The sequence below is a fragment of the Pectobacterium sp. CHL-2024 genome (assembly GCF_044751765.1).
GTDB lineage: Bacteria > Pseudomonadota > Gammaproteobacteria > Enterobacterales > Enterobacteriaceae > Pectobacterium > Pectobacterium brasiliense.
Genome location: NZ_JBIXKO010000003.1, coordinates 266,081 through 291,677, shown reverse-complemented (window position 1 = coordinate 291,677; position 25,597 = coordinate 266,081). Strand labels below are relative to the sequence as shown.

Sequence of the window (25,597 nt, the reverse complement as noted above, 5' to 3'; positions counted from 1 at the left end):
GGTGGGAGCCTGAACGGAAGTTTTACAGCGGCTCAACCGCGTTATTTGCTGACGCATCAAACTTCTTTTGGGATAACAGCACGTTATCCATATTCTGCTCCGCCCAATAGGTAAGCTCGGCAATCGGCTTAGCCAGCGTTTTTCCCATTACGGTTGAGGCGTATTCCACTGTCACCGGAATGGTTGGGAAAACCGTTCGTTCGACAAAGCCGTCACGTACCAGATTCTTCAGCGTTTGCGACAGGACCTTTTGTGAAATCCCTTCCACATCGCGTTTTAACTGATTAAAGCGCATCGGTCGTTCAACCAGAATATTCAGAATCAGCAACGTCCACTTATCCCCCACGCGATCCAAAATCATGCGGGTCGGGCAGTTTTGCGCATAAACATCATAGCGTTTGCTCATTATCGCGTTTCCATCTGGTTACCTTGAAGATACCAACTCACTTAAAAGTGCTGTCTTAACAGAACCACGAGGCTCCGATATAGTCCTCACATTATAAAGTTAGTATCCATTAGAAAGCACGTATCACCCGCAGGCTACATGACAAGGCCACGGCATATCGTTGATAAACACAGAGAAATGAGGATAGGTTATGTCAAAAGCAGTCGTTATTTATCATTCAGGCTACGGCCACACCCAGCGTTTGGCTACTGCCGTAGCCGAAGGCGCTAACGCCGAGCTGATTGCCATCGATGCGGAAGGAAATATCAGCGATGCTGAGTGGGAGCAACTCGCCGCTGCTGACGCCATTATTTTCGGTACACCGACCTACATGGGTGGCCCGACCTGGCAGTTCAAGAAATTCGCAGATGCCAGTTCTAAAGCCTGGTTCTCTCGCAACTGGAGCAACAAAGTGTTTGGCGGCTTTACTAACAGCGCCAGCCTGAACGGCGACAAGCAGGTCACGCTGATTTATCTGCAAACGCTGGCTTCACAGCACGGCGGAATTTGGGTCAGCCTGAATCAACTGCCTTCCAATGCCAAAGCGGCAAAACGCGATGATTTGAATAACCTCGGTGGTTCTGTCGGTCTGCTGGCACAGACGCCGTCTGACGCCAGCGTAGATGAAGTGGTCGCGGGCGATCTGGCGACCGGTAAGCTGTACGGCCAGCGCATTGCTGACATCGCCGCAAAACTGGCTAACTAGTTCAGCAATACACTCTACGTACCATTATCCAATGCACAAGCGCCGCCCTTTCGCGGCGCTTTTTTTATCCGCTAGTCGCGAAACGATCCCCGCCCATTGCGATAGTACCCATTCCCCCGCTCATGCCCGCGTCTGTCCCAATCACCGCGACGCGGCCCGCGATCGTCAACGTAGCGAGGGGGATCAAAGCGGCGCTTATCATAATCGCGCCTGTCACGCTGACTCTCACGCCACCAGCGGGCATCGCGCCAGCGCCAACCATCCCAATAGTAACCGTGCTGATTACGTTCACCACGATGGTAACCCCGGTGCTCCTGCCACCAGCGCTCGCTGCGCCAGTCATAGCCATCCCAGTAATTACCTCGTCTGTCACGCTCGCCGATATTCAACGTGACGCCAGGCATCAGATCGATGCTGGCACCCTTAGCCTCTGGCGTTGGCATGACCGCAAACATTCCTACAAACAGGGCACTGATGACGAGTGGCTTAAACATAGGGTAACTCCTTGCTCACCGCGACTGCGGCCTGACAGAGATATACGGGGAATTCCCCTACGCCACTATCAGATAAATACTTATTTTCCTAATTTTACCATTCTTAACGTTTCGCTAATGCCTATGCACGCTACTCATCAGCACTCTATTAATTCATTAATAAATTTAATACTAAAAATCCACTCAAGCACCAATAAATGCAGACTTAAAGATTAACCATAGGGAATAAATATTAGAAATATTCACCTTAGCGCCAATACTTACTTTCAGAATATCCGTCATTCATAGAGGAAGCATCGATGAGCGAAAACTATACGGTGGGAGATTATTTACTGGATCGTCTGACACAGATTGGTATTCAGCATCTCTTCGGGGTGCCGGGCGATTACAACCTGCATTTCCTCGATCATGTCATCAGGCACCCGGAGATCGCCTGGGTGGGCTGCGCGAACGAGTTAAACGCCGCTTACGCCGCCGATGGCTACGCGCGATGCCGTCCGGCGGCGGCCTTACTCACCACGTTCGGTGTCGGCGAGCTCAGCGCGATTAACGGTATTGCAGGCAGCTATGCGGAATGTCTGCCCGTCATTCACATTGCCGCTGCCCCTAGTCTCGCGTCACAACACAACGGTGAATTACTCCATCACACATTAGGCGACGGCGACTTTAGCCACTTTTCCCGCATGGCGGCAGAAGTCACCGTTGCCCAAGCCAGCCTCACCGTCGAGAACGCCACCACAGAGATCGACAGGGTCATTGGAGAAGCGCTTGCTCAACACAAGCCGGTATATCTGTTTCTGCCCTTGGACGTGGCTGCCGCACCGGCTGGAACACGACCGTACTCGCTCGTTATCCCTGAACCATTACGCTCTGATGAGTCACTGCAAGCCTTTGTTAGCGCCGCCACAGCGATGCTGAGTGAGGCAAAATCGGTCTCATTATTGGCAGATTTTCTGGCTCAGCGCGTTGGCGCTGCAGAGCAAATCCAACGCTGGCTCGATAAAACGCCGCTCCCCCACTCTACTTTACTGATGGGGAAAGGCACGCTAAACGAACAGCATCGCAGCTTTACTGGCACCTACGCAGGTGGCGGCAGTCACGAAGCGATCCGGGCACACATCGAAGACGCGGATGTCATCATCAGCATTGGCGTACGCTACACCGATACGATTACCACTGGCTTCAGCCACCAGATTCCCAGCGAAAAAAACATCGATATCCAGCCCACGCTGGCGCGTGTCGGCAGTCAGGTTTTCCCCGCTATTCCAATGTCAGACGCTATCGCCGCGCTGGAAAAAATCACTGCGACACTCGCGTCCCGTTGGGATCACCGCACCATTACGCCGCCGGCCTTACCGCCATCAGAGCACACAGACACGCTCAATCAGCGGGAGTTGTGGCAACAGATGCAGCGTTTCCTCCGCTCTGGCGATATTCTCGTGACCGACCAGGGCACCTCCTGCTTTGGCGCCGCGGCGCTCCGGCTGCCGAGCCACTGCCACTTCATCGTCCAGCCGCTGTGGGGATCGATAGGCTATTCTCTGCCAGCCGCATTCGGCGCACAAATTGCCGAACCGGAACGGCGCGTGGTGCTGTTGATCGGCGACGGATCGCTGCAGCTCACCGTACAGGAGCTTGGCTCTATCATTCGGGATCGTTTGAACATGGTCATTGTGGTACTGAATAACGAAGGCTACACGGTCGAACGCGCCATTCACGGCGCTGAACAGCGCTACAACGATATCGCGGCCTGGAACTGGACGCAGCTTCCCGCCGCGCTGGGCGCGGATGAAAACGAGATACTCTGCAAACAGGTGTGCTCACCCGTTGCCCTCGCGCAGGTGCTTGAGCAGGTGAACGCCGCGTCTCGCTTCTCGCTCATTGAGGTGGTATTGCCGAGAATGGATATTCCCGCGCTCTTACACACCATCACGCAGTCGCTTGAGACCCGCAATACCGTACAGTAGAACGGCATACTTTTTACCGCCTACCTCGTAAGCGGTATATTCAACCATTAAAGATGCATTTAAAATGCAATTTATAAACTGCATTCGTTGAGAGGCATCATCATGGCATACCGCGATCAATCCCTGGGTGAGTTGGCTATCGCTATTCCGCGCGCGACCAAACTCTTTCGTGAACTCAATCTGGACTTCTGCTGCGGCGGAAAGCAAACGCTCAGCCGCGCGGCGGGCAAAAAAGATCTCAATATCGACGAGCTGGAAGCACAGCTAGAAAAACTGGCCGCACAGCCTTCTGACGCGCGCGACTGGCGTGAAGCACCGCTGGCCGACATTATCGCGTACATCATCCCTCGCTTTCACGATCGCCACCGCGAACAGCTGCCAGAGCTGATTCTGATGGCAGAAAAAGTCGAGCGCGTGCATCACGATAAAGCCGATTGCCCACACGGCCTCGCAAACCAGCTGACCGCCATCTATAACGAGCTGTCTCAGCATATGATGAAAGAAGAACGCATCCTCTTCCCAATGATCAGTCAGGGAATGGGCGCGAATGCTGCCGCACCGATTTCAGTGATGGAGCATGAGCACGATGACGCTGGACGCGATGTGGAAGTGGTCAAAGAACTGACCAACGGCGTTGTACCACCGGAAGGTGCCTGCAATACCTGGCGTGCGCTGTACTCCGGTATCAACGAATTCATTACCGACCTGATGGAACACATCCATCTGGAAAACAATTTGCTGTTCCCACGCGCGCTGCGCGGTGAGTAAGTAATGTCGTTTTAATAAAAACAAAGTAATTAAAAACAATTAAGTAGAAACAAAAAAGGCGCTCAATGAGCGCCTTTCTTTTGTCTGGAGATTACAGAATTTCCAGCAGTTCCACTTCAAAAATCAGCGCGCTGAACGGCGGAATGGAAGCACCCGCGCCACGTTCGCCATACGCCAGATTGTGCGGAATATAGAGTTCCCACTTGGAACCAACTGGCATCAGCGTCAGCGCTTCAATCCAGCCTGGAATCACGCCGCTTACTGGGAATTCAGCAGGTTGACCACGCTGGACGGAGCTGTCGAACACGCTGCCGTCAATCAGACGACCGGTGTAATGCACACGTACGCGATCCTGACGAGCTGGGATCGAACCTTCACCCTGCGTCAACACGCGGAATTGCAGACCCGATTCCGTGCTGTTCACGCCTTCTTTCTGCGCGTTTTCGGCCAGGAACTGCTGACCTTCTACCGCCAGCACCTGTTGGCGATCGCGACGTACCGCATCAGCACGCTCGTGAATTTCACGCAGCGCACGATGAACCACATCCACAGGCACCGCAGGCGCATTACCTTCCAGCGCGTCACGTAAACCAGCAAGCAGAGCTTCTGGGATCAGGCCTTCAAGACCTGATTCCTGTAACTGTTGACCAACCTGTAAGCCGATGCCGTAACTTGCCTGCGCTTCGACGCTATCAAAAGAAGGAGTTGTCATGGATGTTCCTTTTAATCTGTAAAAAACTGAAAGCGCAGCATAACAGCGACGGGGATTGGGGTAAAATCCTGTGTGCAGGTAATCACGTTAACCGCACGCCAGCCAAGCCATTCCGGGAAGCTGGCCTATACTGGTAGTTCTGATGTTGCTATCGCACGGGTTGCCTTAATCATCAACGCGTTAACTGGTCAGCCCATGCGGATTATCGGTATACTGGATTGCGTTATTATCCTGATACTGTTTTTATGCCGACGCCGCATGGCTACTGGTATAGCTTAGTGACTGGCATAGCGTTGTTAGTGACATCATTTTTATACTGATTGTTTTTATACTGAACTGTAGTAAGAGAGGTCACCATGGGCAGAATTGCGCCCAGGAAGCGGAAAACCACCTGGGATTATCAAACGCTAGTACGCTTCTGCCAGCGAATCATCCAGCGGCAGCCCTCACATGCTGTAGCCGTAGAAAACGACGGGGAACGCGAAGAGCAGGAACAACTGCCCTCTCCTTCCCTGCGCGAGCGTCTTGGTGCCATGCTACAGAAAGTCTGGCATCTGCCCGACGGTTATCACTGGATGGAACCGTTGCCGTTCTTCCATCGCCGCGGGATTTTAATCGCTATCGCACTGCTGCTCGTCGTGCTGCTCTGGCCTTACAGCGCCCAACATCCGCAGCCTGCCCGTACCACGCCCGTGCCTCTTACGCAGGCAGACAATCAGGCGGCGATGCAGGCCGTGATTATTGAAAACCAGCCTTCCATACCCCAGCAGCAGCCTGCGGCTACCGAGCCTCCAACACAGTCATCAGCACCGTGGCGACAGTATGAGATCGCCTCGGGGCAAACGCTGGCACAGCTCTTTCGCGATAACAATCTGCCCGTCAGCGATGTGTTCGCGATGGCTCAGGTGGAAGGCCGGGATAAGCCGCTCAGCAATTTACGGGCAGGTCAGGCCGTTAAATTACAGCTGAATGCACAAGGTATGGTCGCCGAGCTGGAGATCGAAACCACGGCGAACCAGACGATTCGGTTCACCCGCGGTGCGGACGGTGCCTTTACGCGCACCCGCTAGCGAGCCAGCCGTTCCAATAGAAAATCGCGCAGAACGATAGCATGGTTGTGATGCGCGTCTTTGCTGCCATAAAGCAGCGTGATTGCCTGCTTCTCTTCAAGTAACGCCAACAGCCTGCCGCACGCCGAGCCCTGCGCTAACTCATTACGATAATAATCCACAAATTCCGCCCAGCGTTCAGGTTCGGCGTGAAACCATTTGCGCAACTCGCTGCTCGGCGCGATATCTTTAAACCACTCAACACCCTCCAGACGCGCTTTGCTGATGCCACGCGGCCACAGGCGGTCAATCAGAAAAGTGTCGGGAGAGAAAGGGGCGTGCGCGTCATAAACACGGGTGAGATGAATCAAGTCAGACATGCGGCCTCCGGCCTGCTTTTTAGGTATAGGTAATGATAGGTCATTTCCCGATCCCTAAAATGCAAAACGCTGGCACAAGGCCAGCGTTTCACATGTTAACTAAAGTGTTAATTCAACGATAAACGTGAATTACGCTTCAGCAACAACAACAACATTCAGTTCAGCAAAGACATCGCTGTGTACCTGGAAGCTTACTTCGTGCTCACCCAGAGTACGCAGAACGCCGTTCGGCAGGCGAACTTCGCTCTTAGCAATGTCAACACCGGCAGCCGTTACCGCATCAGCGATATCGCGAGTACCGATGGAACCGAACAGTTTACCTTCGTCGCCTGCTTTAGACGCGATGGTAACGCTACCCAGTTCTTTGATCTTAGCAGCGCGAGCTTCAGCAGCTGCCAGAACGTCAGCCAGTTTGGCTTCCAGTTCAGCACGGCGTGCTTCGAAGAACTCAACGTTTTTCTTGGTTGCCGGGACAGCTTTGCCCTGTGGAACCAGGAAGTTACGAGCATAGCCCGCTTTAACGTTTACCTGATCACCCAGGCTGCCCAGGTTTGCTACTTTATCAAGCAGAATAACTTGCATTACTTTATCCTCTCAAAGTCTCGTTAATGGACAGTGGCCGATTACTGATGACGGTCAGTGTACGGCAACAAAGACAAGTAACGCGCACGCTTGATAGCGCGGGCCAGCTGACGCTGGTATTTTGCACGAGTACCGGTGATACGGCTCGGAACAATCTTGCCGCTTTCAGTGATATAGTTTTTCAGCGTAGCGATATCTTTGTAATCAATCTCTACAACGCCTTCCGCGGTGAAACGGCAGAATTTGCGACGACGGAAATAACGTGCCATGTGGCTAGTCTCCAGAATCTATCAATTCAATCTGCTCGGCATGTAACACTATCTTGCTCAGACCATTGCGCCCTTGATGGCAGCTAATAAATCCGTGCACGGTAAGTTGCGTGCCGACCGTTATACTGTGGGTAACTGCTTGTGACGAGAGTCCGCTGACAATCACGGGCATACGACACCATGCTTGTCGACTCAATCCGGCCTCCTCCTGTGTCGAGCGGTGCTCAAGCACAAACTGACAGTGAGGAATGCCTGACGGGCTGACTTTACGAATGGGCGTCTTGCACACTGTGCCGGACAACACCAGACGATTCACCGTCACCACAACAATTACTCTTCAGAATCCCCTGCATCCACATCATCGCCAGCTTCAGCGAAATCTTCACGACGCTCACGGCGTTCGTCTTTCGCTTTCACCATTGGAGATGCTTCAGTTACCGCGTGCTTAACGCGCATAACCATGCTGCGGATAACGGCATCGTTAAAGCGGAAGTTTGTTTCCAGCTCATCGATCGCTTCCTGCGGTGCTTCAACGTTCAGCAGAACGTAGTGAGCTTTGTGCAGTTTGTTGATCGGGTAAGCCAGCTGACGGCGGCCCCAGTCTTCCAGACGGTGGATCGTGCCCTGCGCACCAGTAATGGTAGCAGTGTAGCGCTCGATCATGCCCGGAACCTGTTCGCTCTGGTCAGGATGAACCATAAATACGATTTCGTAATGACGCATCGAATTGCTCCTTACGGATTATTCAGCCTCCTGTCTGGGTCAACCGCGGCCCGTGGAGGCAAGGAACGTGTATGTGTGCGGCTGAAAAAATGACGCGTAAGTATAGTGCCCGACATTAAAGAACACAAGGAAGAAACACGGGAGTTTTCTGCGTGGTGATGGTTTAAACCATCAGGGCAGGATTACAGCGTCCGCTGGAAGAAATCAGCCCCCGCCTGCAGCGCCGTTGGCGTAATGCGATGCCCCACGCCCGGCTCGGTCAAATACATCAGGTTAGCCAGCTTATCACGCGCCTGTAATGCCTGATAAAGACGGGCGCTTTCTGCCGCCGGCACGACATCATCCGCTTCACCGTGCCACACCAGCAACGGTCGATCGGACAACATGTCCAGACGCGTAGTGACATCATAATCCGCCAGTTTGCTCGCTAACGTCTGCAACACCGATTGATTTTCCTCACTATTGGCCGGAACCGGGGGAAACAGCGCGGACGATAGCGTAGAGAAATAGCCCGATCCCATAAACGCCGCCACCGCGCTAATCCAGGGATAACGCGCCATACACCCAAGCGCACTCATTCCACCGAGCGACGCACCGCAAACGCCAATCCGCTCACCATCAATCAGGCCACGCTCCCGATATTCCGCCACATAGCCGGGGAGTTCCTCAATATTCGATTGCAGAATATCCCAGAAATGGCGCAGCCGCCGTGCGTCATCCCCGTCATAGCGCGCACCGTGCATGGCCGCATCGGCCAAAATCACCCGAAATCCAGCCTGAGCCAACGCATAGCCAAAATACGAGTACACCTCTTTTGATGAAGTGTAACCATGAAAGAAAAAAATCGTCGGAAGGGGCTGCTCTTTCCTTCCCGCTGGGGCCGCGTGAATCGTTTCAATACCGCTACCGAGTTTATCCAGTGACATTTCGACCATATTTCCCTCGTTTTCTGTTCTGTCAGCCTATTTTTATGTAGCGAAATCGTATTTAGCAGAAAGGGGATGACCTTCTACGATAACCCACTCACAGCCATTTTCTTATCTCCGTGTCGTCACTGATTCCGTGCTGGTTTAATCGGCGCATTTATGTAAATAAAAAAATCACATTGATCTAGATCAATAACTGAAATGAATGTTTACACTCCGTGATTAATTTTTTTTCACTTACTGCCGTTAACGCATGTGAAGCAAGACTAAAAAATAACCTTTTTTATTATAAGAGACACACATATGTTGGGACTTTCTTTTAAACACTGGGGCCTGGGTATCAAGCTATCCGTCATCGCTTCACTGAGCGTGGCGATACTTTTCATTGCATTCACCCTATCCCTCACCCGATCAGCAGGCAATCAGCTCAAAACCCTGACCCTTAACGACATGCAGAGCCAGGTGAATGGCGTCACCGACATGATCAACATGTACGATACCAGCCTACAAGCCGAGGTTAGCAACTATACGCGGCTGCTGGCGAGCTTTCTGCCGACGCGGTTTTCACTGGATACCGTGAACCGCACGCCTTTTGGCAACACCTCTCACCCAACGCTTAAGGCTGGCGACACGGTATTGAACCTCAATACCGAAGTGCCGGACGACTTTCTGAGCCGTACCCACGCGATTTCAACGATTTTTGTCCGCGATGGAGAGGATTTTACGCGCGTTACCACGTCGCTGAAAAAAGAAGATGGATCGCGCGCGATGGGCACCAAACTCGATCGTGAAAGTCCGGCCTATGCGCCCGTGATGAAAGGCGACACCTACAGTGGGTTAGCCACGCTGTTCGGCAAACAGTACATCACCCAGTATCAACCGATACGCGATAGTGAAAACAAGGTGATCGGTATTCTGTTCGTCGGTGTCGACATCACGAAGCAATTTACCGAGATGCAGCAAACTATCCTGAACAAGAAAATGGGTGAAACTGGCCATTTCTTTGTACTTAGCACGAAAAAAGGAAAGGATGCAGGCAACTATCTTTACCACCAAAGCAATGCCAACCAACGCCCTGACTGGTCAGAAGGTGCGTTAGAGAAAGTGCTGGCAACCGGTAATGGTACGATCGAATACGACAACAACACGATGACGGGCGAAGAGAAAACCCGAATCATGGTGTACCGCAGTATTCCGCAGTGGAACTGGATTGTTGCAGGCACGGTGAGCAAAGAAAGCCTGATGGCAGAAATTAATCACACCCGTAACTTGTTTTTGGGCGGCGGTATTATTCTGGTTCTGCTGTTCGCCGCATTCTTTGTCATGCTGACACGTAAGTGGCTGAGCCAGCCGCTGGTTGAAATCGTCAAAGTGGCGGAACAGTTTTCTGCCGGTAACCTGACCGCGACGCTCTCCAGCAACCGTAGCGACGAAGTTGGCCGCCTGATCGATGCCATTAACGGCATCGGACAAGGGCTAACGACCATCGTGTCGCAGGTGAGAAATTCGTCCGAAGAAATCAGCGCCAGCACCGATGCGCTGGCTGCCGATAGCGAAAACATCAGCGAGCAGATTGCCCGTCAGGCCAGTAGCGTCGAAGAGACGTCTGCCAGCATGGAGCAACTCTCCGCCAGCGTGAAGCAGAACGCCGATAACGTCTCCGCCGCCAAAGATTTGGCAGAGCAGAGCGCCGCCGCAGCACGAAACGGCAGCCAGACTGTCACCGACTCCGTTTCTACGATGAGCGACATCAAGAACTCATCGCAGCGGATTGCTGATATCACGACCGTGATCGAATCTATCGCTTTCCAGACCAATATTCTGGCACTGAATGCCGCAGTAGAAGCCGCTCGCGCAGGTGAACACGGCAGAGGTTTCGCCGTGGTTGCTGCTGAAGTGCGGGCGCTGGCACAGCGCAGCTCCACCGCGGTGAAAGAGATCGAAACCCTGATTGATGAATCACTGGAGAAAATCGAAGCGGGTTATCATTTCTCAGAAAAAACGCAGGCGGTAATGGACGACTTGCGTAACCGCATCTTGCAAGTCAGCACCATCGTGAACGATATCGATATCGCCTCACGCGAACAGTCCGCCGGTATCAGCCAGGTGAACATCGCGATTGTACAGATTGGTCAGGCAACACAGGAAAACGCCATTCTGGTCAACAATTCGGAAGACACGGCGCAGAGCCTGCGCCAGAAAGGCCACCACCTCAGCGAGCTGGTCAGCGTCTTCCGTATTTAACATTCACACAGCGGCCATCGTGTCACAGGTATTGCACGATGGCCGCCACTTGCGTATTATGCCGACGTTTTTTTCACCCATCCCCCACACTGACAAAGGAGACGACATCATGACAACACTAACTCTGATTCTTTGCAGGACATCTCGGGACTAATTCCGCATTCTTTTCCGCTTTGCGTTATCCCCCCAGCTGTAGCCTGCCTTACCCTATTTTTAAATTGATCAGCAGGATGATCTATGGGCAATGCTATTCGCTCTATTTCGGCGCGCGTCAGTGTGATCGCGACGGAAAATACCTGGATTGAAGATAAAGCAATCCAACAGCTTCACATTACATCACAACTTCCCGATATGGTTCGCGTGGCCGGCATGCCAGATTTGCATCCGGGCCGAGGTTACCCTATCGGTGCCGCCTTTTTTTCACAACAGCGTTTCTATCCAGCGCTGGTCGGAAACGACATCGGCTGCGGCATGGCGCTATGGCGCACGAGCCTGAACGCCAACAAAATATCTCTGGATAAGCTGGAGAAACGGCTTGGTAATATCGATGGGCCACTGGAAGACGATATCGAGATTCCCCCTTCTCTGGCGGATTTTCGCTATTCGCTGGGCACCATCGGCGGCGGTAATCATTTTGCGGAATTACAGCAGCTTGATGAAATCTATCAACCCGATGAACTACACGCTTTGCACATTGATCCTAAACAGCTGCTGTTGCTCGTCCACAGCGGCTCGCGCGGATTAGGGCAAACCATACTGGAAGCTCACGTGCGGGAATTCGGCCATCAGGGGCTTGAAGCCAATGCACCTGCCGCGGAGGCCTATCTGGAACAGCACCAGTTCGCGCTGACGTTTGCCACCCACAATCGGCGACTGATCGCGCAGCGAATGCTGGAACGTTGGCATACGGAAGGCGATGCCGCACTGGACGTGAATCACAATCTGGTGACATCAGCAACGATTGATGGCATTTCCGGCTGGCTGCACCGCAAAGGCGCGACACCCGCCGACTGTGGACCGGTCATCATTCCCGGTTCGCGCGGCGACTACAGCTACATCGTGCAACCCATTCCTCACGCCGATAGCCTGTATTCGCTGGCACATGGCGCGGGCAGGAAGTGGATGCGCACGGAGTGTAAAGATCGGCTGTCTTCACGTTACAGCGTCCAGCAACTCGCGCGTACCCGTTTCGGCAGCCGCGTGATTTGTCAGGACAGGCAGCTGATTTTTCAGGAAGCACCAGAAGCCTACAAACCGATAGACAGCGTGATCGGTGCGATGCAGCAAGCGGGATTAATCACGCTGATTGCTCGCCTGAAACCGGTACTCACCTACAAAACACGCGGGGAGGATAAATGATATTGCTTCAGTTTTCCGCCGCGCAGGGGCCGGACGAATGCATGCTGGCAACCGCAAAGGCTTTGCAGGCTCTGACGCGAGATGCCGCGCAGCAAGGTGCCAACTGTGAAATTATCGAAACCGAAGCGGGGAAACGCGCGGGCACACTACGTTCCGCACTGGTTCTGTTAAACGGTGAGCAGGCGGAACCGCTGGCCGCCAGTTGGTGCGGTACACTTCAGTGGACGTGCAATAGCCCCTGGCGTAAGGGTGGCGGACGCAAAAACTGGTTTATCGGCGTCGCTCGCTTTCATCAGGAACAGGCGTTTGCCGATAACGAGATTCGCTTTGAAGCCACCAAATCTTCTGGTCCCGGTGGGCAGCATGTGAATAAAACCGAGTCTGCCGTCCGCGCCACCCATGTCGCCAGCGGTATCACGGTGAAGGTACAGAGTGAACGCAGCCAGCACGCCAACAAGCGTCTGGCCTGTTATCTCATCGCCTATCGTCTGGAAGCGTTACAACAGCAGCAGCATGCTGAACTACGGGCACAGCGGCGTCTGTTCCACCATCAGATCGAACGCGGCAATCCGGTAAAAATCTTCAAAGGCGAAGATTTTACGCTGATCACCTCGCGCTAACCTCAGCTCACGGGCAGCACCGACTGCCCGTTATTTTTTCTCGGAAATGGCCTTAAAGTATTGGGATAAGCTAAACGGCACCTGTAAAGCAGGCTGTTTGCCGAGTCGATTAAGTTCATCGCGATGCGAGGCTATCCATTGCTGCTGCAAGGGCTTCAACGTCGTTGTCCGCGCCGCAATGAGCGAATCCAGGAAATCCCGCTCGCCTTCCACCGCCAAATGGAATGCTTTTATCGCCAGTTTATCCACCTCACTGCCGGTACAGCGATTCATCGCCTGTTCATTCAAATAAACAAGCGCGGTGGCTTTATCATCGTTGTTTAACGTCCAGAACCAGTCGTTTTCAGACGGCAGCGCGACAGGGCTATCCTTACCTCGCTCACGGCACTGCTGATAGATCGAATCTAATTCGTGTAATGAAGGTTCGGCATACGCACAGCCAGTAAACAACAGCAAGAAAGCAGCATTAACGATACAACGCACAGATCAGACTCCTTCCAAAAATTGAACAGCTTCCCTGCTAAAGAGAATGCCATCGACCCGACGATAGCGCTACACTTCCGCTATCTACTCCTGTCAGGCTGAAACGATGAACATCGTGCGGATACTTTTCTTACCCCTAATACTGATGCTGTCCGGCTGCCAGATCATACAAGGCAAGCCTGTCGCGCCACCGCCGCCTGCGGAGAAAGCGCTTGAAATTCGCTACGCGCAAGCCAGCACGCTGGAAAAAATGGGGACGATTTCGGTGAGCATGCGCGGAAACGCAGATGATGTGGATCGTGCCCTTCAGCAAAAGGCCGATGCTTCCGGCGCGCATTATTATGTGATTGTAATGAAATCCGAGGCTGCCACGCTCCCCGGCATGTGGTTTGCGCGCGCCGTGCTGTATCGCTGAATCGGATGGGCAGGTTGTAAAAAATACCGGGCGGATTCCCGGTATTGTGATGCAACGGCAAATTAATACGACATACACGCCGCATTCAGAATCCCGCCGCTGAGCGAGGCCGCACAGAGAAAGGCACCGGTGGCGACATCATTATTCTGGATATGCTGGCTGAGGCGCGGCATATACAGGCGCACCGCGAAATAAATCACCAATTGCACCACCAGCGCGACTGCGCCCCAGGTGATGTAATCCACCAGACTCACCGAATTAATCGCTGCACTGGAAAGCGGGATCACATAGCCAATTAACGCCCCACCAAACCCAATAGCCGCCGTAGCGTTGTTTTCTTTAATCAGCGCCCATTCATCATGCGGCGTGACGCGGGTGTAGATAAACAGAAAGGCCAGCACCATGGCAAACCCGATAAAGAAATAGGAAGCGAAAGCAAGTAGCGACGTAACAATAGGCATAGCGATATTCCTTTTAAATGAGCCCCGTTGGCGCATCAGCAATAAATAACAGGAAGCATGAAGAATATAGATGATTCTTGCATAGCAAAGCGTTTATACATGACTTTACGTGATAAACAATGCAGAAGCCCCCAGCGGAACGCGTTATCCCCCAGCCTTCATACCCGCACGAGTCTCCTCACATTTTTTAAGAAAACGGATAAGCATTGCGCCTGAAATGCCGATAACAGATAAGGCATTTTTTATCAGTCAGATAGGTGCCTGTTTCACATTCATCACCTGCTTTATATGCAAACACACAACAACAACTAATCCGTTATTGACCTGCGATGACGGTAAATAATTAATGAACGAAAGGAAGAGGTTTATGCTGCGCTGGATGTCATTTCAAAACCTGTCTGTAACGCGCAAGTTATTGGTAGGGTTTGGTTTATTGCTCATCATGGGGGTCATCCTCTCTATGGTCGGCTTTTACGGATTACACAATAGCGACCAATCGTTAAAACGCATCAGCCGTCTTGGCGCCATGTATGACAAAACAGTGGTCGCGCGGGAAGGCAATTTTGGTTATGCGCTGGAGCGTAAAGCACAGTATCTGGAACAGCATGACAGTGCGATCGGTAACATTAAGGAAGAGCTGTCCGCGCTGCTGAAAGCGATCGACACGGGCCATTGGCCAGCGGAAGACAAAAGCGCCATTCAGGATATCAGTGCGTCACTCAACGCTTATATTTCACAGCGCCAGCAGGTGATGAGCCCGGATGTCAGCCAACAGCGGCTCAGTGAATTGAACGAGCAGATGGCCGGGTTGCAGGAAAATATCAATAAGCTTTACTTCACGGAAGAAAGCCGCGCGGGCCGTAACGTCATTAGCAGCGACATACAGCTGGGCGTGATTACACTGATTGCCATCATACTCGGTCTGACCACGGCCATCGTTATCTCGCGGCAGATCGTACGCCCGCTGCATCAGGCGTTACATGCCACCCGCGCGATTGCAGAAGGCGATCTCACGATACAGCTTCACAACGATCGTCATGATGAATTAGGCCAGTTGATTTCAGCCATGGGGCAGATGAACAACAACCTGCACAGCATGATTGATAAAATTCGCCTCAGCGCGAACCAGATTTCCTATGCCGCTGGGGAAATTTCTGCCGGTAACACCGATCTATCTTCTCGCACAACGCAACAAGCCGCCGCACTGGAAGAAACCGCCGCCAGTATGGAACAGCTGACGTCAACGGTGAAACAGAATGCGGATAACGCCCATCAGGCCAACCGACTGGTTATGGATGCTTCTGACACCGCGAATCAAGGGGGAGAGCAGGTTTCTAAAGCCGTCAACACCATGCACGATATCGCGCAAAGCTCCCACCGGATTGCTGAAATTACCTCAATGATCAACAGCATCGCGTTTCAAACCAATATCCTGGCGCTTAATGCTGCGGTAGAGGCGGCACGAGCCGGTGAACAAGGGCGTGGTTTCGCCGTTGTCGCCAGCGAAGTGCGTAATCTGGCACAGCGCAGCGCGCAGGCAGCTAAAGAGATCGATACGCTCATTGGTGAGTCGGTTTCGCAGATTAATAACGGCGCGGCACTCGTTAACGGCGCAGGGAAAACGATGGAAGGGATTGTCCAGTCAGTGACGCAGGTCCACGCCATTATGAAAGACATTACTACCGCGTCGGACGAGCAGCATCGCGGCATTTCTCAGGTTGGTCGGGCCATTATAGAAATGGATCAGAACACGCAGCAAAACACCGTGCTGGTGGAGCAATCCTCTTCTGCCGCTCAGTCGCTGGAACAGCAGGCGATCGTGCTTTCTGACGCCGTTTCCGTCTTCCGGCTTTTACAGCCTTCGCAACAAGGCATTCACAGGCTGGCGAGTCCCGCTGCATAGCCCCAAGAAAAAGAGGTGCCCCAGGGCACCTCTTTACTATCATTCGCGACACTGATTACGCGCGCTGACGCACAGCTTCAAACAGACACACGCCCGTGGCAACCGACACATTCAGTGAAGACACGCTGCCCGCCATCGGAATGCTGATCAATTCATCGCAGTGTTCACGAGTCAAACGACGCATACCTTCCCCTTCCGCGCCCATGACCAGCGCCAGCGGCCCGGTCAGCTTGCTTTGGTATAGCGTATGATCCGCTTCACCCGCTGTGCCAACGATCCAGATATTACGCTCCTGCAACAGGCGCATCGTACGGGCCAGATTGGTCACGCTGATAACCGGTACGGTTTCCGCCGCACCGCAGGCCACCTTCTTCACCGTCGCATTAAGCTGCGCGGAACGATCGCGTGGCACAATCACCGCATGCACACCAGCCCCATCCGCATTACGCAGGCAAGCGCCCAGGTTATGTGGATCGGTCACGCCGTCCAATATCAGCAGGAAAGGCGTTTCCAGATTGTCTAACATCGCAGGCAGATCGTTTTCCTGATATTTCCGCCCTTCTTTGACTTTCGCTACGATCCCCTGATGCACCGCGTCGTCAGCCTGCTTATCCAGCCATTGGCGATTCGCCACCTGAATGACGATGCCCTGCGCTTCCAGCTCCGCAATCACGGGCTGAAGGCGACGATCGTCGCGCCCTTTCAGAACAAAAACTTCCAGAAAACGCTGTGGATCGCGCTCAAGCAGTGCCTTAACCGCGTGGATACCGTAAATAATTTCGCTCATTGATACTCTTCAAATTAACCATAACAGGCGGTGCCCGTTAATGTAGAGATAGGGGTTTTCCCGCGCGCTCCCCTTCTCAGTGGAGGGCGCGGGCTAGCTAACCTTACTCAGCAGATTTTTTCTTCGCGCGTTTCGCTTTGGTCGCGGCGGCGATTTTACGCGTTTTTTCCGCGTTCTTTTTCGCTTTATCGCGGTTCTTTTTCGGCTTGGCTTTTGACTTATCCGACTTCGTGTTGCTCTCGCCTTCTTTGCGGAATGCGGCATCCGGCTCAAAGTTTGCCGGCGCTTTGCTCGCGCTGCGACGACGTCGACTTGGCTTGGCCTCACGCGACTCCGGTTTCTTCACACGGTCACGTGCAGTTTTACCTTCACCACGCACCTTGCGCGTGCTGGAAATCAACGCGAAGTCAATGTTGCGCTCATCCATATGGACGGCTTCAACACGAATTTCGACTTCATCACCCAGACGATAAACCTGCCCGCGCGATTCGCCGATCAGTCGCTGGCCAATATTATCGTAGCGGTAGTAGTCATTATCCAGCGTGGAAACATGCACCAACCCATCGATAAACAGCTCTTTCAGGCGCACGAAGAAGCCAAAACCGGTCACGCTGGAGATAATCCCCGTAAAGACCTCACCCACGTGATCCTGCATAAAGTCGCATTTCAGCCAGTCCGCGACGTCACGCGTGGCTTCATCCGCACGGCGCTCCGTCATCGAGCAGTGCATGCCCAGCTGTAGCATCTCATTAATGTCGCTATGCCAGCCGCCCGTTGGCGTCCAGCGCTCATGACGATCGCTCAAGAGATACTTAATGGCGCGGTGCAGCGACAGGTCTGGATAACGACGAATCGGTGACGTGAAATGGCCGTAAGACGTTAATGCCAGACCGAAGTGGCCTCGGTTCTCTGGGTCATAAATCGCCTGCTTCATTGAACGCAGCAGCATCGTTTGCAGCATTTCCCGATCGGGACGATCAGCCAACTCATTCATCAATTCAGCGTAATCTTTCGGCTGTGGCTTCATTCCGCCTTTCAGCGTCAGCCCCAGTTCGCCCAACACGCTACGCAGGGCTAAGACATGGTCTTCACTCGGCTGATCGTGCACACGGAACAGCGCAGGCTCTTCGTTTTTCTCCACAAATTTCGCGGCGGAGATATTCGCCAGAATCATGCACTCTTCGATCAGCTTGTGCGCATCGTTACGCACCACCGCTTCCACACGATCGATACGGCGTTCAGCGTTGAAAATGAACTTCGCTTCTTCCGTTTCAAACGCGATGCCACCACGCACTTCACGCGCGTGTTCAAGCACCTTGTACATGCGGTGTAGCTCTTCCAACCCACCTACCAACGGCTTGTAGTGCTCGCGCAGTTCGGCGTCGCCTTGCAGAATATTCCACACTTTGGTGTAGGTCAGGCGCGCATGTGAACTCATCACTGCTTCATAGAACTTATAGGACGACAGCTTACCCTGCGCCGAGACGGTCATTTCACAGACCATACACAGGCGATCGACCTGCGGGTTAAGCGAACAGAGTCCGTTCGACAACACTTCCGGCAGCATCGGCACCACCTGCGACGGGAAGTACACCGAGGTGCCACGCGCCCGCGCTTCATGGTCGAGCGCCGTATTCGGCCGAACGTAATAGCTCACATCCGCAATCGCAACCCACAAGCGCCAGCCACCGCCGCGTTTCGGCTCACAGTGCACCGCGTCATCGAAATCGCGAGCATCTTCGCCGTCAATCGTCACCAGTGGCAGCTTACGCAGGTCCACACGGCCTTTTTTCGCGGCTTCCGGTACCTCTTCGGAGAGATCTTTTACCTGCTCTTCCACTTTCGGCGGCCAGGTGTGCGGAATATCATGGGTACGCAGGGCGATATCCACCGCCAGCCCGGTGCCCATGTTGTCACCGAGGATTTCGACGATCTTACCCACCGCTTTCGTGCGGCGCGTGGCGCGTTGCGTCAGCTCAACCACTACCACGAAGCCCATACGAGCGCCGTTAATTTCTTCTTTCGGGATCAGAATATCGAAGCTCAGGCGGCTGTCATCCGGTACGACGAACCCAACACCAGCATCGACAAAATAGCGGCCAACAATTTGTCCGGTACGCGGTTCCAGCACGCGCACGATGCGCCCTTCACGGCGTCCTTTACGATCCGCGCCCAGCGGCTGTGCCAGTACTACATCGCCGTGAATCGCCCGTTTCATCTCTTCGGCCGACAGATAAAGATCGTCTTTGCGGCCTTCCACGCGCAGGAAGCCGAAACCATCGCGGTGACCAATAACCGTACCGCGCAGCAGATCGAGTTTTTCCGGCAACGCATAACACTGACGGCGGGTAAAAATAAGCTGACCATCACGCTCCATCGCACGCAGGCGACGGCGCAGCGCTTCGAGAGCGTCTTCTCCGGTTAATTGCAGGTCGGTGGCTAATTCTTCCCGGCTAATCGGGGTATCGCGCTTGGCGATATGCGCCAAAATATATTCACGACTGGGGATGGGGGATTCGTATTTTTCTGCTTCTCGTTCCAGGAATGGATCTTGTGACATTGCGGTTCCTCCGTTGTCATCAGCAGGAGGCTGAACAAAATTCATTCAACCAACAATAATTTATAAAGCGGCGGGTTTTCTTTGACCATATCAGCCAACGTGTATTGATCCAGCTCATGCAGGAAATTTTGTACCGCTTGTTGAAGCACCTGCTTTAAGCGACAGGCCGGCGTAATGTGGCAAAATTCATGGCTACAGTTAACCAGCGTGAGCGGCTCCAATTCGCGCACGACATCGCCAATTCGGATGGTTTCTGCCGGTTTTCCAAGACGGATACCGCCATTCTTGCCGCGCACGGCCATCACCAACCCAGCACGACTAAGTTGATTGATAATTTTGACCATATGATTACGGGACACGCCATACACTTCCGTGACTTCCGAAATGCTGGTCATTTTCCCGCCCGGCAGCGACGCCATGTAAATCAGCGCTCGCAAACCATAATCCGTAAAACTTGTTAACTGCACATAAACCTCGGATACCTCTGGGTATCATTGACTGGCGTATTGAGTACGCCCCTGAAAAACCAACGCTATTAACAGATAATAAACCAGGCGTAAACGCTACGGCTAATTATTTATACCCTTTGTGTTGAGAGAAACCTGTGTTGAGAGAAACCCGTGACGAGAGAAGCCTGTGTTGCGGGAAGCGCTCGGTTACACCCTTCTTGCCCGTCCCTTTTTACGCCTGCCATATCTTTTTAATTTTATCTCACCGCAACACAGATAACGTATTCTCTTCTGTTGCACACACCACATCCAATGATGACTGGGTGATCACCCACGAAGGCGGCGTAAGGAAAAGGACACCATGGGGTTGAAAAATATTTCTATTCGTACCGGCTTATTAACGTTATTGCTGCTCACTACCCTGTTGCTGCTTATCGTCAGCAGTATGGGCGTTGTCGCGATTAAGAAAGACAGGGAAACGCTGACAGCACAAAATCAGATTCAGGGCATTGAGCTGGGCAACCTGATGAGCGGCTATAACCAGACGCTCAGCGCACGTGCCTCGGCAACGCTCGCCGTCAGGAAGATCGAAATCGGCCTGCTGGACGACGGAGCCAAGGAAACCGGAGTCGTAGAGAAGCATCTTCGCCAATCGCAGGAAGATATTGCACGCGTGATCGAATCGGCCAATGCCGATCCCAAACAGCAGGCGCTGGCGCAGGACGTATTGAAAACCTATCAGGCCTATTTTCAGCAGGGCATGACCCCGATGCTGAGCGCACTGCAAAAGCAGTATACCGACGAATATTATGAAGTTCTGGAAAAACAGCTCGGCCCGCTGAGCGAAGCCTTTGATTTATCAATCCAGAATTTCCGTCAGTACGCCCAACAGCTGTCCGAACAGGGGCTGGCACAGTCCGAGAGCAACGAGCGCATCATGCTGTTGCTCATAGCCATCGCCTGCCTGCTGTCTATCACGCTGGTGGCATTAGCCTGGGTCGCGCTACGGCACATGTTGCTCAAACCGCTGGACTATGCCATTGAGCAACTGGAGCAGGTGGCCGCCGGTAATCTGACCCGCCGCCTGATTCAGGGCGGAGACAACGAACTGGGTCGACTTAATGATGCTATCGGCCGCATGCAGGGTGCGCTGCTGGAGTCGGTCAGTCAGGTACGCGACGCCAGCACGCAAATCGATCTCGGTAGCCGCGAACTGTTTGAAGAAAACGCTCAGCTTTCCCAACGCACCGAAGAATCCGTTGCTGCACTGGAACAGACGGCAGCGAGCATGGAGCAATTGAGCGCGACGGTGAAACTCAATGCCGATCACGCGGAACTCGCGCATCAGCTTGCCAATAATGTCTCGAACACCAGCAGCCGCAGCAACGAGTCCGTCTGTTACGTCATTGAAAAAATGCAGGAGATCGCCACCAGCGCCAAGCGCATCAATGACATTCTCAGCGTCATTGACGGCATCGCATTCCAGACCAACATTCTGGCGCTGAACGCCTCCGTTGAATCCGCTCGCGCTGGCGAACAAGGCAGAGGCTTTGCCGTCGTCGCCGGAGAAGTGCGTAATCTGGCGCAGCATAGCGCACAGGCGGCGAAAGAGATCCGCGCATTGATTTTGGATTCCCAGACGCGCGTGTCCGAAGGGCTTGAATTAGCCACTAAAGCCGGTGAAACCATGGATGAAGTGACCGACGAAATCATCCGTATTACACAGCTGATGCGGGATATTTCCACCGCCACGCAAGAACAGCATCGCGGTATTGAGCAGGTTAACGTCGCCTTCACACAGATCGATAAAGTCGCTCAGCACAACGCGCAGCTCGTCAAAGCCTCATCCGCGACTACACAGTCGCTGGAGCAGCAGTCTCAACAGCTCATGCGGTCTATGGCACTGTTTCAGGTAGAGCCTCGCCTTTCCTAATCTACTGATGGATTGCACCGCCTATGGTCAGCCTAGCGCTGGCCATAGGCATCCCCCCGCAGATATCCCCGCTTCCACATATTCCCTAAAAAATTGAACAAATAATGAGAAAAAGCAGGAACCCTTTTCCCTCCCGACACACCTATTTCATAGGTATACTTTCAGATAATTTGAGTATTATTTTTTTACCGCTATTCTCTGTTTTTACACATAAGCGTATAAATAGAGTTTCTGCATGAAAGCGGAAAAATCAATGACGGCAATACATTGAATAAAAAGACAATCAGAGACATCTCTTATTGGTAATATTCATCATGCGTTTTAGTCTATTAATTATATATCGACATAATATTTATTAATTTAATTAATAGCGCGCTATTTTATTAATTCGACCCATTGGTTTTCGCGTAAAAAAAGGGGACTGCCAATCACCCGATAACATCACAGATGGCATCATGATAAAACGGATGCCTCTGACAACAGCGAATCAAGGGTAAAGACAGAAAGAATATAGGCAAATATAAACATGAATAATCAGTCAGTTGATGTTGATTTGATTACCAGGTTTGACAATGAAGCCAAACTGCACGCGCTCAATTCCGTTTATGCCATCGCCGAATTCGACCTGGCAGGGAAATTGATTGAAGCCAATCCTCTTTTTTGCAAAATGCTGGGCTACAAAAAAGAAGACATTATTCAGAAAAGCCACACGCTTTTTCTGCCAGAAGCACAGCGTCAAAAACATGACCACTTCTGGCACGATGTGATTAAAGGGAATATTAACGCAGGGGAATTCCAACGGAAAACCCAAAAAGGAGACATCATTTGGCTCCACGCCGCCTATACGCCCATTATTGATCATTCAGGTCGCCGCGTTGGCGTCATCAAACTGGCGCTCGATATTACTCAGGAAAAGCGTCTGATGTCGGAGCATCGGGCACAGCTAGACGCGATTGAAAATTCGCAAGGCGTGATCGAGTTTGATAAAGACGGCTATATTACCCACGTCAATAAACACTATCTGATGCTGACGGGCTACGAAGGGAAGGAAATTCTCGGCCTGCACCACAAGTCACTCTGCGATCCTCTTTATACCGAACAAGCCGACTATCAAACATTCTGGGAAACCTTGCATCGCGGCCATCCCATCAGCGGGCGCTTCCACCAGTTGGGCAAAGACAGCCATTCATTCTGGATACAGGCAACTTATAGCCCGGTCATGGATAGCGACGGCAATGTGAGAAAAATCATTAAATATGCTCACAACATCACGCAAAACGTCGAAACCGAAAAGAAAGCCCATCAGCAAGGCATCATTCTCGATATCCTGCTGTCAGTCCACGACAGCTTTCTGCTCGACCACAACCTGCCTTCCGCCTGCGATAAAGTCTTTGAGCGGCTGCTGAGCGTCACCAACAGCACCTTTGGCTTCATTGCCACATTGCAGGAAGATGAAAACGGCCAGTCGCTCTATCTTCCCGCAATCTCCAACCTTGCCTGGGATGACGAAACCCTGAACTGGTACAGGCACCAGCGCAGAGCCCACGGCGGCCTGAGGCTCCGTAAGCTGGATAATCTGTTTGGCCACGTGGTGACCCACAATACGGTGGTGTGCACCAATAACCTGCTGAGACAAAAAGCTGGCCGAGACCTTCCACCTATTCATCCCGCGCTGTATTCCCTGCTTGGCATTCCTATCACCCACAACGGCAAAGCGATCGGGATGATCGCGCTGGCTAACCGCCGGGAAGGTTACGATCAAACGATGATCGAGCTATTGGCACCGCTGGTGAAAACACTCGGCATCATCATCCACGCGCGCTCGCTGGAGGATGAACGCACGCAGATAGAAGCCTCTCTGCGCTTTAACGCGGGGCATGATTTTCTTACCGGACTGCCGAATCGCAGTAGCTTCTTCGAACAGGCCAGCGATTTTTTTCTCCTCAAGCAGCAAAGCCAACACACGGACAAAAGCTGTCTGGCGATTATCGATATCGATTTATTCAAAAGCATTAACGATCAGTACGGCCATCTGGCTGGCGATGCTGTCCTCAAAGAGCTGGCGATGCTCATGCGCATGTCGCTACGTCAGGAAGATCTGGTCGCCCGCCTTGGTGGTGAGGAGTTCATCATTCTGTTAAAAGACGTCTCTTACCAAACGGCGGTGGTAACGATTGAGCGTATTCGTCAAGCAATTGAGCAACATACGCTGGAATACGATCGCCAGAATCTGCGCTTCACGATTAGCGCAGGCATTGCCGTCTACCGTTCCGATCTTGCTTCCGTTGAGGACTGGATTCAGTTAGCCGATGAAAAACTCTATGCGGCTAAACGGCAAGGTCGCAACTGTGTGAAATAAGCCCATCCCGACAGCGCTGCTGGTAGCTTTGCTCGAACGTTTGCATTCCCGCAGCGGCTCCGGTTTGAATCAGGCCGGGAAGCTGGTGCGTTTTCCCTTCCCGAATCAGGTTACTGACTGCCGCCGTCGCCGTCAGCACTTCATAAAGCGCAATTCGACCACCTTGCGCAGCGGGAAACAGCCTTTGCGTCACCACGGCCTGCAAACAGGTAGCTAACTGGCTGCGAACATAGGCTTTCTCTTCACCGGGAAAGACGTCAATCAGACGATCGACCGCCTGCGATGCACTACGTGTATGCAGCGTCGACAACACCAGATGGCCGGTTTCCGCCGCCGTCAGCGCCAGTCGAATCGTCTCCGTATCGCGCAATTCGCCCAGCAGAATAACATCGGGATCCTCCCGCAATGCAGCACGTAGCGCCTGCGCAAAGGACGCACTGTGCGCACCAATCTCCCGCTGTTGAATCAGGCAACGTCGGCTGGCATGGATAAACTCGATCGGATCCTCCAACGTAATCACATGGCGATCGCTGCTGTCGTTTAACGCCCCAAGCATGGCCGCCAGCGTCGTGGATTTACCGCTCCCCGTCGCACCGGTAATCAGGATCAGTCCGTTCGGTTTCTCCAGCAGCGTAGAGAGAACGGGGGGTGCCTGTAGCGCCGCCAATGAAGGTTGAACGGACGGGATAATACGCAGCGCCGCAGACAGCCCTTCACGCTGGCGAAACACATTCACCCGCAGGCGTTGTCCATCGGGCAGCATTAATGCCCCGTCCACTTGACCGGCCTGTCGAAGTTGCTCGCGCTGAGCCGGTTCGAGCCAGGCATCGCACCATTGTGCCACCTGATCCGACGTTAAACGTGGTAAGGTATTTTCAGGCTGTAGCCGCCCGTCCACACGCAGCACCGGCGGGTGACCGCTACAAAGGTGCAGATCCGAGGCATTATGTTTTACACTACGCGCCATCCACTCATCCAACTCCATAGATAACCTCCTGAATAA

General features: G+C 52.9%; 26 protein-coding genes. 11 read left to right on the top strand and 15 right to left on the bottom strand.

Annotated elements, in window-relative coordinates; translation table 11 throughout:
- Window positions 1-22 precede the first annotated feature (22 nt).
- Window positions 23-406: a helix-turn-helix domain-containing protein gene (locus tag ACIPUG_RS08070; protein WP_014916518.1), complete on the bottom strand. Its 384-nt coding sequence runs from the start codon at window positions 404-406 to the stop codon at window positions 23-25.
- Between the two features lie 190 nt (window positions 407-596).
- On the opposite strand from ACIPUG_RS08070, the gene ACIPUG_RS08065 reads away from it, so the two are divergent.
- The gene (locus ACIPUG_RS08065; protein ID WP_039283165.1) at window positions 597-1,151 is read left to right on the top strand and encodes a flavodoxin family protein; all 555 of its coding nucleotides are present in this window, start codon (window positions 597-599) and stop codon (window positions 1,149-1,151) included.
- Between the two features lie 71 nt (window positions 1,152-1,222).
- Here ACIPUG_RS08065 and ACIPUG_RS08060 read toward each other — a convergent pair whose 3' ends face one another.
- Entirely contained in the window at window positions 1,223-1,645 is a 423-nt protein-coding gene (locus ACIPUG_RS08060) for a DUF2502 domain-containing protein (protein WP_039509812.1), read from the bottom strand.
- Between the two features lie 299 nt (window positions 1,646-1,944).
- On the opposite strand from ACIPUG_RS08060, the gene ipdC reads away from it, so the two are divergent.
- Window positions 1,945-3,612 (top strand): indolepyruvate decarboxylase, encoded by a 1,668-nt coding sequence (gene ipdC / locus ACIPUG_RS08055; protein ID WP_400338094.1) that lies wholly within the window; start codon window positions 1,945-1,947, stop codon window positions 3,610-3,612.
- Window positions 3,613-3,714: 102 nt separating this feature from the next.
- Window positions 3,715-4,380: an iron-sulfur cluster repair protein YtfE gene (gene ytfE / locus ACIPUG_RS08050; protein WP_010279034.1), complete on the top strand. Its 666-nt coding sequence runs from the start codon at window positions 3,715-3,717 to the stop codon at window positions 4,378-4,380.
- A 91-nt stretch (window positions 4,381-4,471) separates the two neighbouring features.
- On the opposite strand, the gene fklB is transcribed toward ytfE, so the two are convergent.
- Window positions 4,472-5,092: an FKBP-type peptidyl-prolyl cis-trans isomerase gene (gene fklB, locus ACIPUG_RS08045; RefSeq protein WP_010279036.1), complete on the bottom strand. Its 621-nt coding sequence runs from the start codon at window positions 5,090-5,092 to the stop codon at window positions 4,472-4,474.
- 356 nt (window positions 5,093-5,448) lie between these two features.
- Here fklB and ACIPUG_RS08040 point away from each other — a divergent pair, with 356 nt between their 5' ends.
- The gene (locus ACIPUG_RS08040) at window positions 5,449-6,162 is read left to right on the top strand and encodes a LysM-like peptidoglycan-binding domain-containing protein (RefSeq protein WP_039502023.1); all 714 of its coding nucleotides are present in this window, start codon (window positions 5,449-5,451) and stop codon (window positions 6,160-6,162) included.
- Here ACIPUG_RS08040 and ACIPUG_RS08035 read toward each other — a convergent pair.
- From ACIPUG_RS08035 to yjfP, 6 genes are all read right to left on the bottom strand, one after another.
- Window positions 6,159-6,521: a DUF488 domain-containing protein gene (locus tag ACIPUG_RS08035; RefSeq protein WP_205530129.1), complete on the bottom strand. Its 363-nt coding sequence runs from the start codon at window positions 6,519-6,521 to the stop codon at window positions 6,159-6,161. The two genes, ACIPUG_RS08040 and ACIPUG_RS08035, sit on opposite strands and share 4 nt — an antisense overlap.
- 129 nt (window positions 6,522-6,650) lie before the next feature.
- Window positions 6,651-7,103, bottom strand: a complete 453-nt coding sequence (gene rplI, locus ACIPUG_RS08030; protein ID WP_010279043.1) for a 50S ribosomal protein L9 — start codon at window positions 7,101-7,103, stop codon at window positions 6,651-6,653.
- A 41-nt stretch (window positions 7,104-7,144) separates the two neighbouring features.
- Entirely contained in the window at window positions 7,145-7,372 is a 228-nt protein-coding gene (rpsR, locus tag ACIPUG_RS08025) for a 30S ribosomal protein S18 (RefSeq protein ID WP_005974788.1), read from the bottom strand.
- A 4-nt stretch (window positions 7,373-7,376) separates the two neighbouring features.
- A complete protein-coding gene (priB, locus tag ACIPUG_RS08020) occupies window positions 7,377-7,697 on the bottom strand; it encodes a primosomal replication protein N (RefSeq protein WP_015841576.1) in 321 nt (106 codons plus the stop codon).
- A gap of 5 nt (window positions 7,698-7,702) precedes the next feature.
- Window positions 7,703-8,095, bottom strand: coding sequence for a 30S ribosomal protein S6 (rpsF, locus tag ACIPUG_RS08015; RefSeq protein WP_005974793.1), 393 nt, complete (start codon window positions 8,093-8,095; stop codon window positions 7,703-7,705).
- A 182-nt stretch (window positions 8,096-8,277) separates the two neighbouring features.
- Complete coding sequence (yjfP, locus tag ACIPUG_RS08010) at window positions 8,278-9,030, bottom strand: esterase (protein ID WP_400338092.1); 753 nt, start codon at window positions 9,028-9,030, stop codon at window positions 8,278-8,280.
- 294 nt (window positions 9,031-9,324) lie between these two features.
- On the opposite strand from yjfP, the gene ACIPUG_RS08005 reads away from it, so the two are divergent.
- From ACIPUG_RS08005 to prfH, 3 genes are all read left to right on the top strand, one after another.
- A complete protein-coding gene (locus ACIPUG_RS08005) occupies window positions 9,325-11,265 on the top strand; it encodes a methyl-accepting chemotaxis protein (RefSeq protein WP_014916525.1) in 1,941 nt (646 codons plus the stop codon).
- A 237-nt stretch (window positions 11,266-11,502) separates the two neighbouring features.
- Window positions 11,503-12,624: an RNA ligase RtcB family protein gene (locus ACIPUG_RS08000; protein ID WP_400338091.1), complete on the top strand. Its 1,122-nt coding sequence runs from the start codon at window positions 11,503-11,505 to the stop codon at window positions 12,622-12,624.
- Window positions 12,621-13,244 (top strand): peptide chain release factor H, encoded by a 624-nt coding sequence (gene prfH / locus ACIPUG_RS07995; protein WP_400338090.1) that lies wholly within the window; start codon window positions 12,621-12,623, stop codon window positions 13,242-13,244. Before ACIPUG_RS08000 ends, prfH begins: the two co-directional genes overlap by 4 nt.
- Window positions 13,245-13,274: 30 nt before the next feature.
- Here prfH and ACIPUG_RS07990 read toward each other — a convergent pair whose 3' ends face one another.
- Window positions 13,275-13,727 carry a hypothetical protein gene (locus ACIPUG_RS07990; protein WP_052321855.1) on the bottom strand — a complete coding sequence of 151 codons (453 nt, stop codon included), beginning with the start codon at window positions 13,725-13,727 and terminating at the stop codon, window positions 13,275-13,277.
- 106 nt (window positions 13,728-13,833) lie between these two features.
- On the opposite strand from ACIPUG_RS07990, the gene bsmA reads away from it, so the two are divergent.
- Window positions 13,834-14,142 carry a biofilm peroxide resistance protein BsmA gene (gene bsmA, locus ACIPUG_RS07985; protein ID WP_051902893.1) on the top strand — a complete coding sequence of 103 codons (309 nt, stop codon included), beginning with the start codon at window positions 13,834-13,836 and terminating at the stop codon, window positions 14,140-14,142.
- Between the two features lie 62 nt (window positions 14,143-14,204).
- Here bsmA and ACIPUG_RS07980 read toward each other — a convergent pair whose 3' ends face one another.
- Window positions 14,205-14,603, bottom strand: a complete 399-nt coding sequence (locus ACIPUG_RS07980) for a DUF350 domain-containing protein (protein WP_014916529.1) — start codon at window positions 14,601-14,603, stop codon at window positions 14,205-14,207.
- 367 nt (window positions 14,604-14,970) lie between these two features.
- Between ACIPUG_RS07980 and ACIPUG_RS07975 the strand changes: the two genes are divergently transcribed.
- On the top strand, window positions 14,971-16,506 hold the full coding sequence (locus ACIPUG_RS07975) for a methyl-accepting chemotaxis protein (protein ID WP_400338089.1): 1,536 nt from the start codon (window positions 14,971-14,973) through the stop codon (window positions 16,504-16,506).
- A 55-nt stretch (window positions 16,507-16,561) separates the two neighbouring features.
- Here the strand turns inward: ACIPUG_RS07975 and rlmB are convergent, their stop codons facing one another.
- The 3 genes from rlmB to nsrR form a co-directional block, all read right to left on the bottom strand.
- Window positions 16,562-17,293 carry a 23S rRNA (guanosine(2251)-2'-O)-methyltransferase RlmB gene (rlmB, locus tag ACIPUG_RS07970; RefSeq protein WP_010279080.1) on the bottom strand — a complete coding sequence of 244 codons (732 nt, stop codon included), beginning with the start codon at window positions 17,291-17,293 and terminating at the stop codon, window positions 16,562-16,564.
- Between the two features lie 103 nt (window positions 17,294-17,396).
- The gene (rnr, locus tag ACIPUG_RS07965) at window positions 17,397-19,853 is read right to left on the bottom strand and encodes a ribonuclease R (protein WP_039465948.1); all 2,457 of its coding nucleotides are present in this window, start codon (window positions 19,851-19,853) and stop codon (window positions 17,397-17,399) included.
- 41 nt (window positions 19,854-19,894) lie between these two features.
- Window positions 19,895-20,320: a nitric oxide-sensing transcriptional repressor NsrR gene (nsrR, locus tag ACIPUG_RS07960; protein WP_010279087.1), complete on the bottom strand. Its 426-nt coding sequence runs from the start codon at window positions 20,318-20,320 to the stop codon at window positions 19,895-19,897.
- A 343-nt stretch (window positions 20,321-20,663) separates the two neighbouring features.
- Between nsrR and ACIPUG_RS07955 the strand changes: the two genes are divergently transcribed.
- Both ACIPUG_RS07955 and ACIPUG_RS07950 read left to right on the top strand, forming a co-directional pair.
- Window positions 20,664-22,235, top strand: coding sequence for a methyl-accepting chemotaxis protein (locus tag ACIPUG_RS07955; RefSeq protein WP_400338087.1), 1,572 nt, complete (start codon window positions 20,664-20,666; stop codon window positions 22,233-22,235).
- A gap of 526 nt (window positions 22,236-22,761) precedes the next feature.
- Window positions 22,762-24,594 (top strand): diguanylate cyclase, encoded by a 1,833-nt coding sequence (locus ACIPUG_RS07950; RefSeq protein WP_400338084.1) that lies wholly within the window; start codon window positions 22,762-22,764, stop codon window positions 24,592-24,594.
- On the opposite strand, the gene ACIPUG_RS07945 is transcribed toward ACIPUG_RS07950, so the two are convergent.
- Window positions 24,563-25,579 (bottom strand): type IV pilus twitching motility protein PilT, encoded by a 1,017-nt coding sequence (locus ACIPUG_RS07945; RefSeq protein ID WP_075278317.1) that lies wholly within the window; start codon window positions 25,577-25,579, stop codon window positions 24,563-24,565. The genes ACIPUG_RS07950 and ACIPUG_RS07945 overlap by 32 nt on opposite strands.
- Window positions 25,580-25,597: the final 18 nt, after the last annotated feature.

Bases quoted from the DNA above. Each gene is read 5' to 3' on its own strand.
- ipdC (WP_400338094.1), top strand. From the start codon at position 1,945: ATGAGCGAAAACTATACGGTGGGAGATTATTTACTGGATCGTCTGACA.
- ACIPUG_RS07950 (WP_400338084.1), top strand. From the start codon at position 22,762: ATGAATAATCAGTCAGTTGATGTTGATTTGATTACCAGGTTTGACAAT.
- ACIPUG_RS07955 (WP_400338087.1), top strand. From the start codon at position 20,664: ATGGGGTTGAAAAATATTTCTATTCGTACCGGCTTATTAACGTTATTG.
- ACIPUG_RS08035 (WP_205530129.1), bottom strand. From the start codon at position 6,521: ATGTCTGACTTGATTCATCTCACCCGTGTTTATGACGCGCACGCCCCT.
- rpsF (WP_005974793.1), bottom strand. From the start codon at position 8,095: ATGCGTCATTACGAAATCGTATTTATGGTTCATCCTGACCAGAGCGAA.
- ACIPUG_RS08065 (WP_039283165.1), top strand. From the start codon at position 597: ATGTCAAAAGCAGTCGTTATTTATCATTCAGGCTACGGCCACACCCAG.
- ACIPUG_RS08070 (WP_014916518.1), bottom strand. From the start codon at position 406: ATGAGCAAACGCTATGATGTTTATGCGCAAAACTGCCCGACCCGCATG.
- ACIPUG_RS07975 (WP_400338089.1), top strand. From the start codon at position 14,971: ATGCTGCGCTGGATGTCATTTCAAAACCTGTCTGTAACGCGCAAGTTA.
- fklB (WP_010279036.1), bottom strand. From the start codon at position 5,092: ATGACAACTCCTTCTTTTGATAGCGTCGAAGCGCAGGCAAGTTACGGC.
- rplI (WP_010279043.1), bottom strand. From the start codon at position 7,103: ATGCAAGTTATTCTGCTTGATAAAGTAGCAAACCTGGGCAGCCTGGGT.
- rnr (WP_039465948.1), bottom strand. From the start codon at position 19,853: ATGTCACAAGATCCATTCCTGGAACGAGAAGCAGAAAAATACGAATCC.
- rlmB (WP_010279080.1), bottom strand. From the start codon at position 17,293: ATGAGCGAAATTATTTACGGTATCCACGCGGTTAAGGCACTGCTTGAG.
- ACIPUG_RS08060 (WP_039509812.1), bottom strand. From the start codon at position 1,645: ATGTTTAAGCCACTCGTCATCAGTGCCCTGTTTGTAGGAATGTTTGCG.
- ytfE (WP_010279034.1), top strand. From the start codon at position 3,715: ATGGCATACCGCGATCAATCCCTGGGTGAGTTGGCTATCGCTATTCCG.
- bsmA (WP_051902893.1), top strand. From the start codon at position 13,834: ATGAACATCGTGCGGATACTTTTCTTACCCCTAATACTGATGCTGTCC.
- ACIPUG_RS08005 (WP_014916525.1), top strand. From the start codon at position 9,325: ATGTTGGGACTTTCTTTTAAACACTGGGGCCTGGGTATCAAGCTATCC.
- yjfP (WP_400338092.1), bottom strand. From the start codon at position 9,030: ATGGTCGAAATGTCACTGGATAAACTCGGTAGCGGTATTGAAACGATT.
- ACIPUG_RS07945 (WP_075278317.1), bottom strand. From the start codon at position 25,579: ATGGAGTTGGATGAGTGGATGGCGCGTAGTGTAAAACATAATGCCTCG.
- prfH (WP_400338090.1), top strand. From the start codon at position 12,621: ATGATATTGCTTCAGTTTTCCGCCGCGCAGGGGCCGGACGAATGCATG.
- rpsR (WP_005974788.1), bottom strand. From the start codon at position 7,372: ATGGCACGTTATTTCCGTCGTCGCAAATTCTGCCGTTTCACCGCGGAA.
- ACIPUG_RS08000 (WP_400338091.1), top strand. From the start codon at position 11,503: ATGGGCAATGCTATTCGCTCTATTTCGGCGCGCGTCAGTGTGATCGCG.
- ACIPUG_RS08040 (WP_039502023.1), top strand. From the start codon at position 5,449: ATGGGCAGAATTGCGCCCAGGAAGCGGAAAACCACCTGGGATTATCAA.
- ACIPUG_RS07980 (WP_014916529.1), bottom strand. From the start codon at position 14,603: ATGCCTATTGTTACGTCGCTACTTGCTTTCGCTTCCTATTTCTTTATC.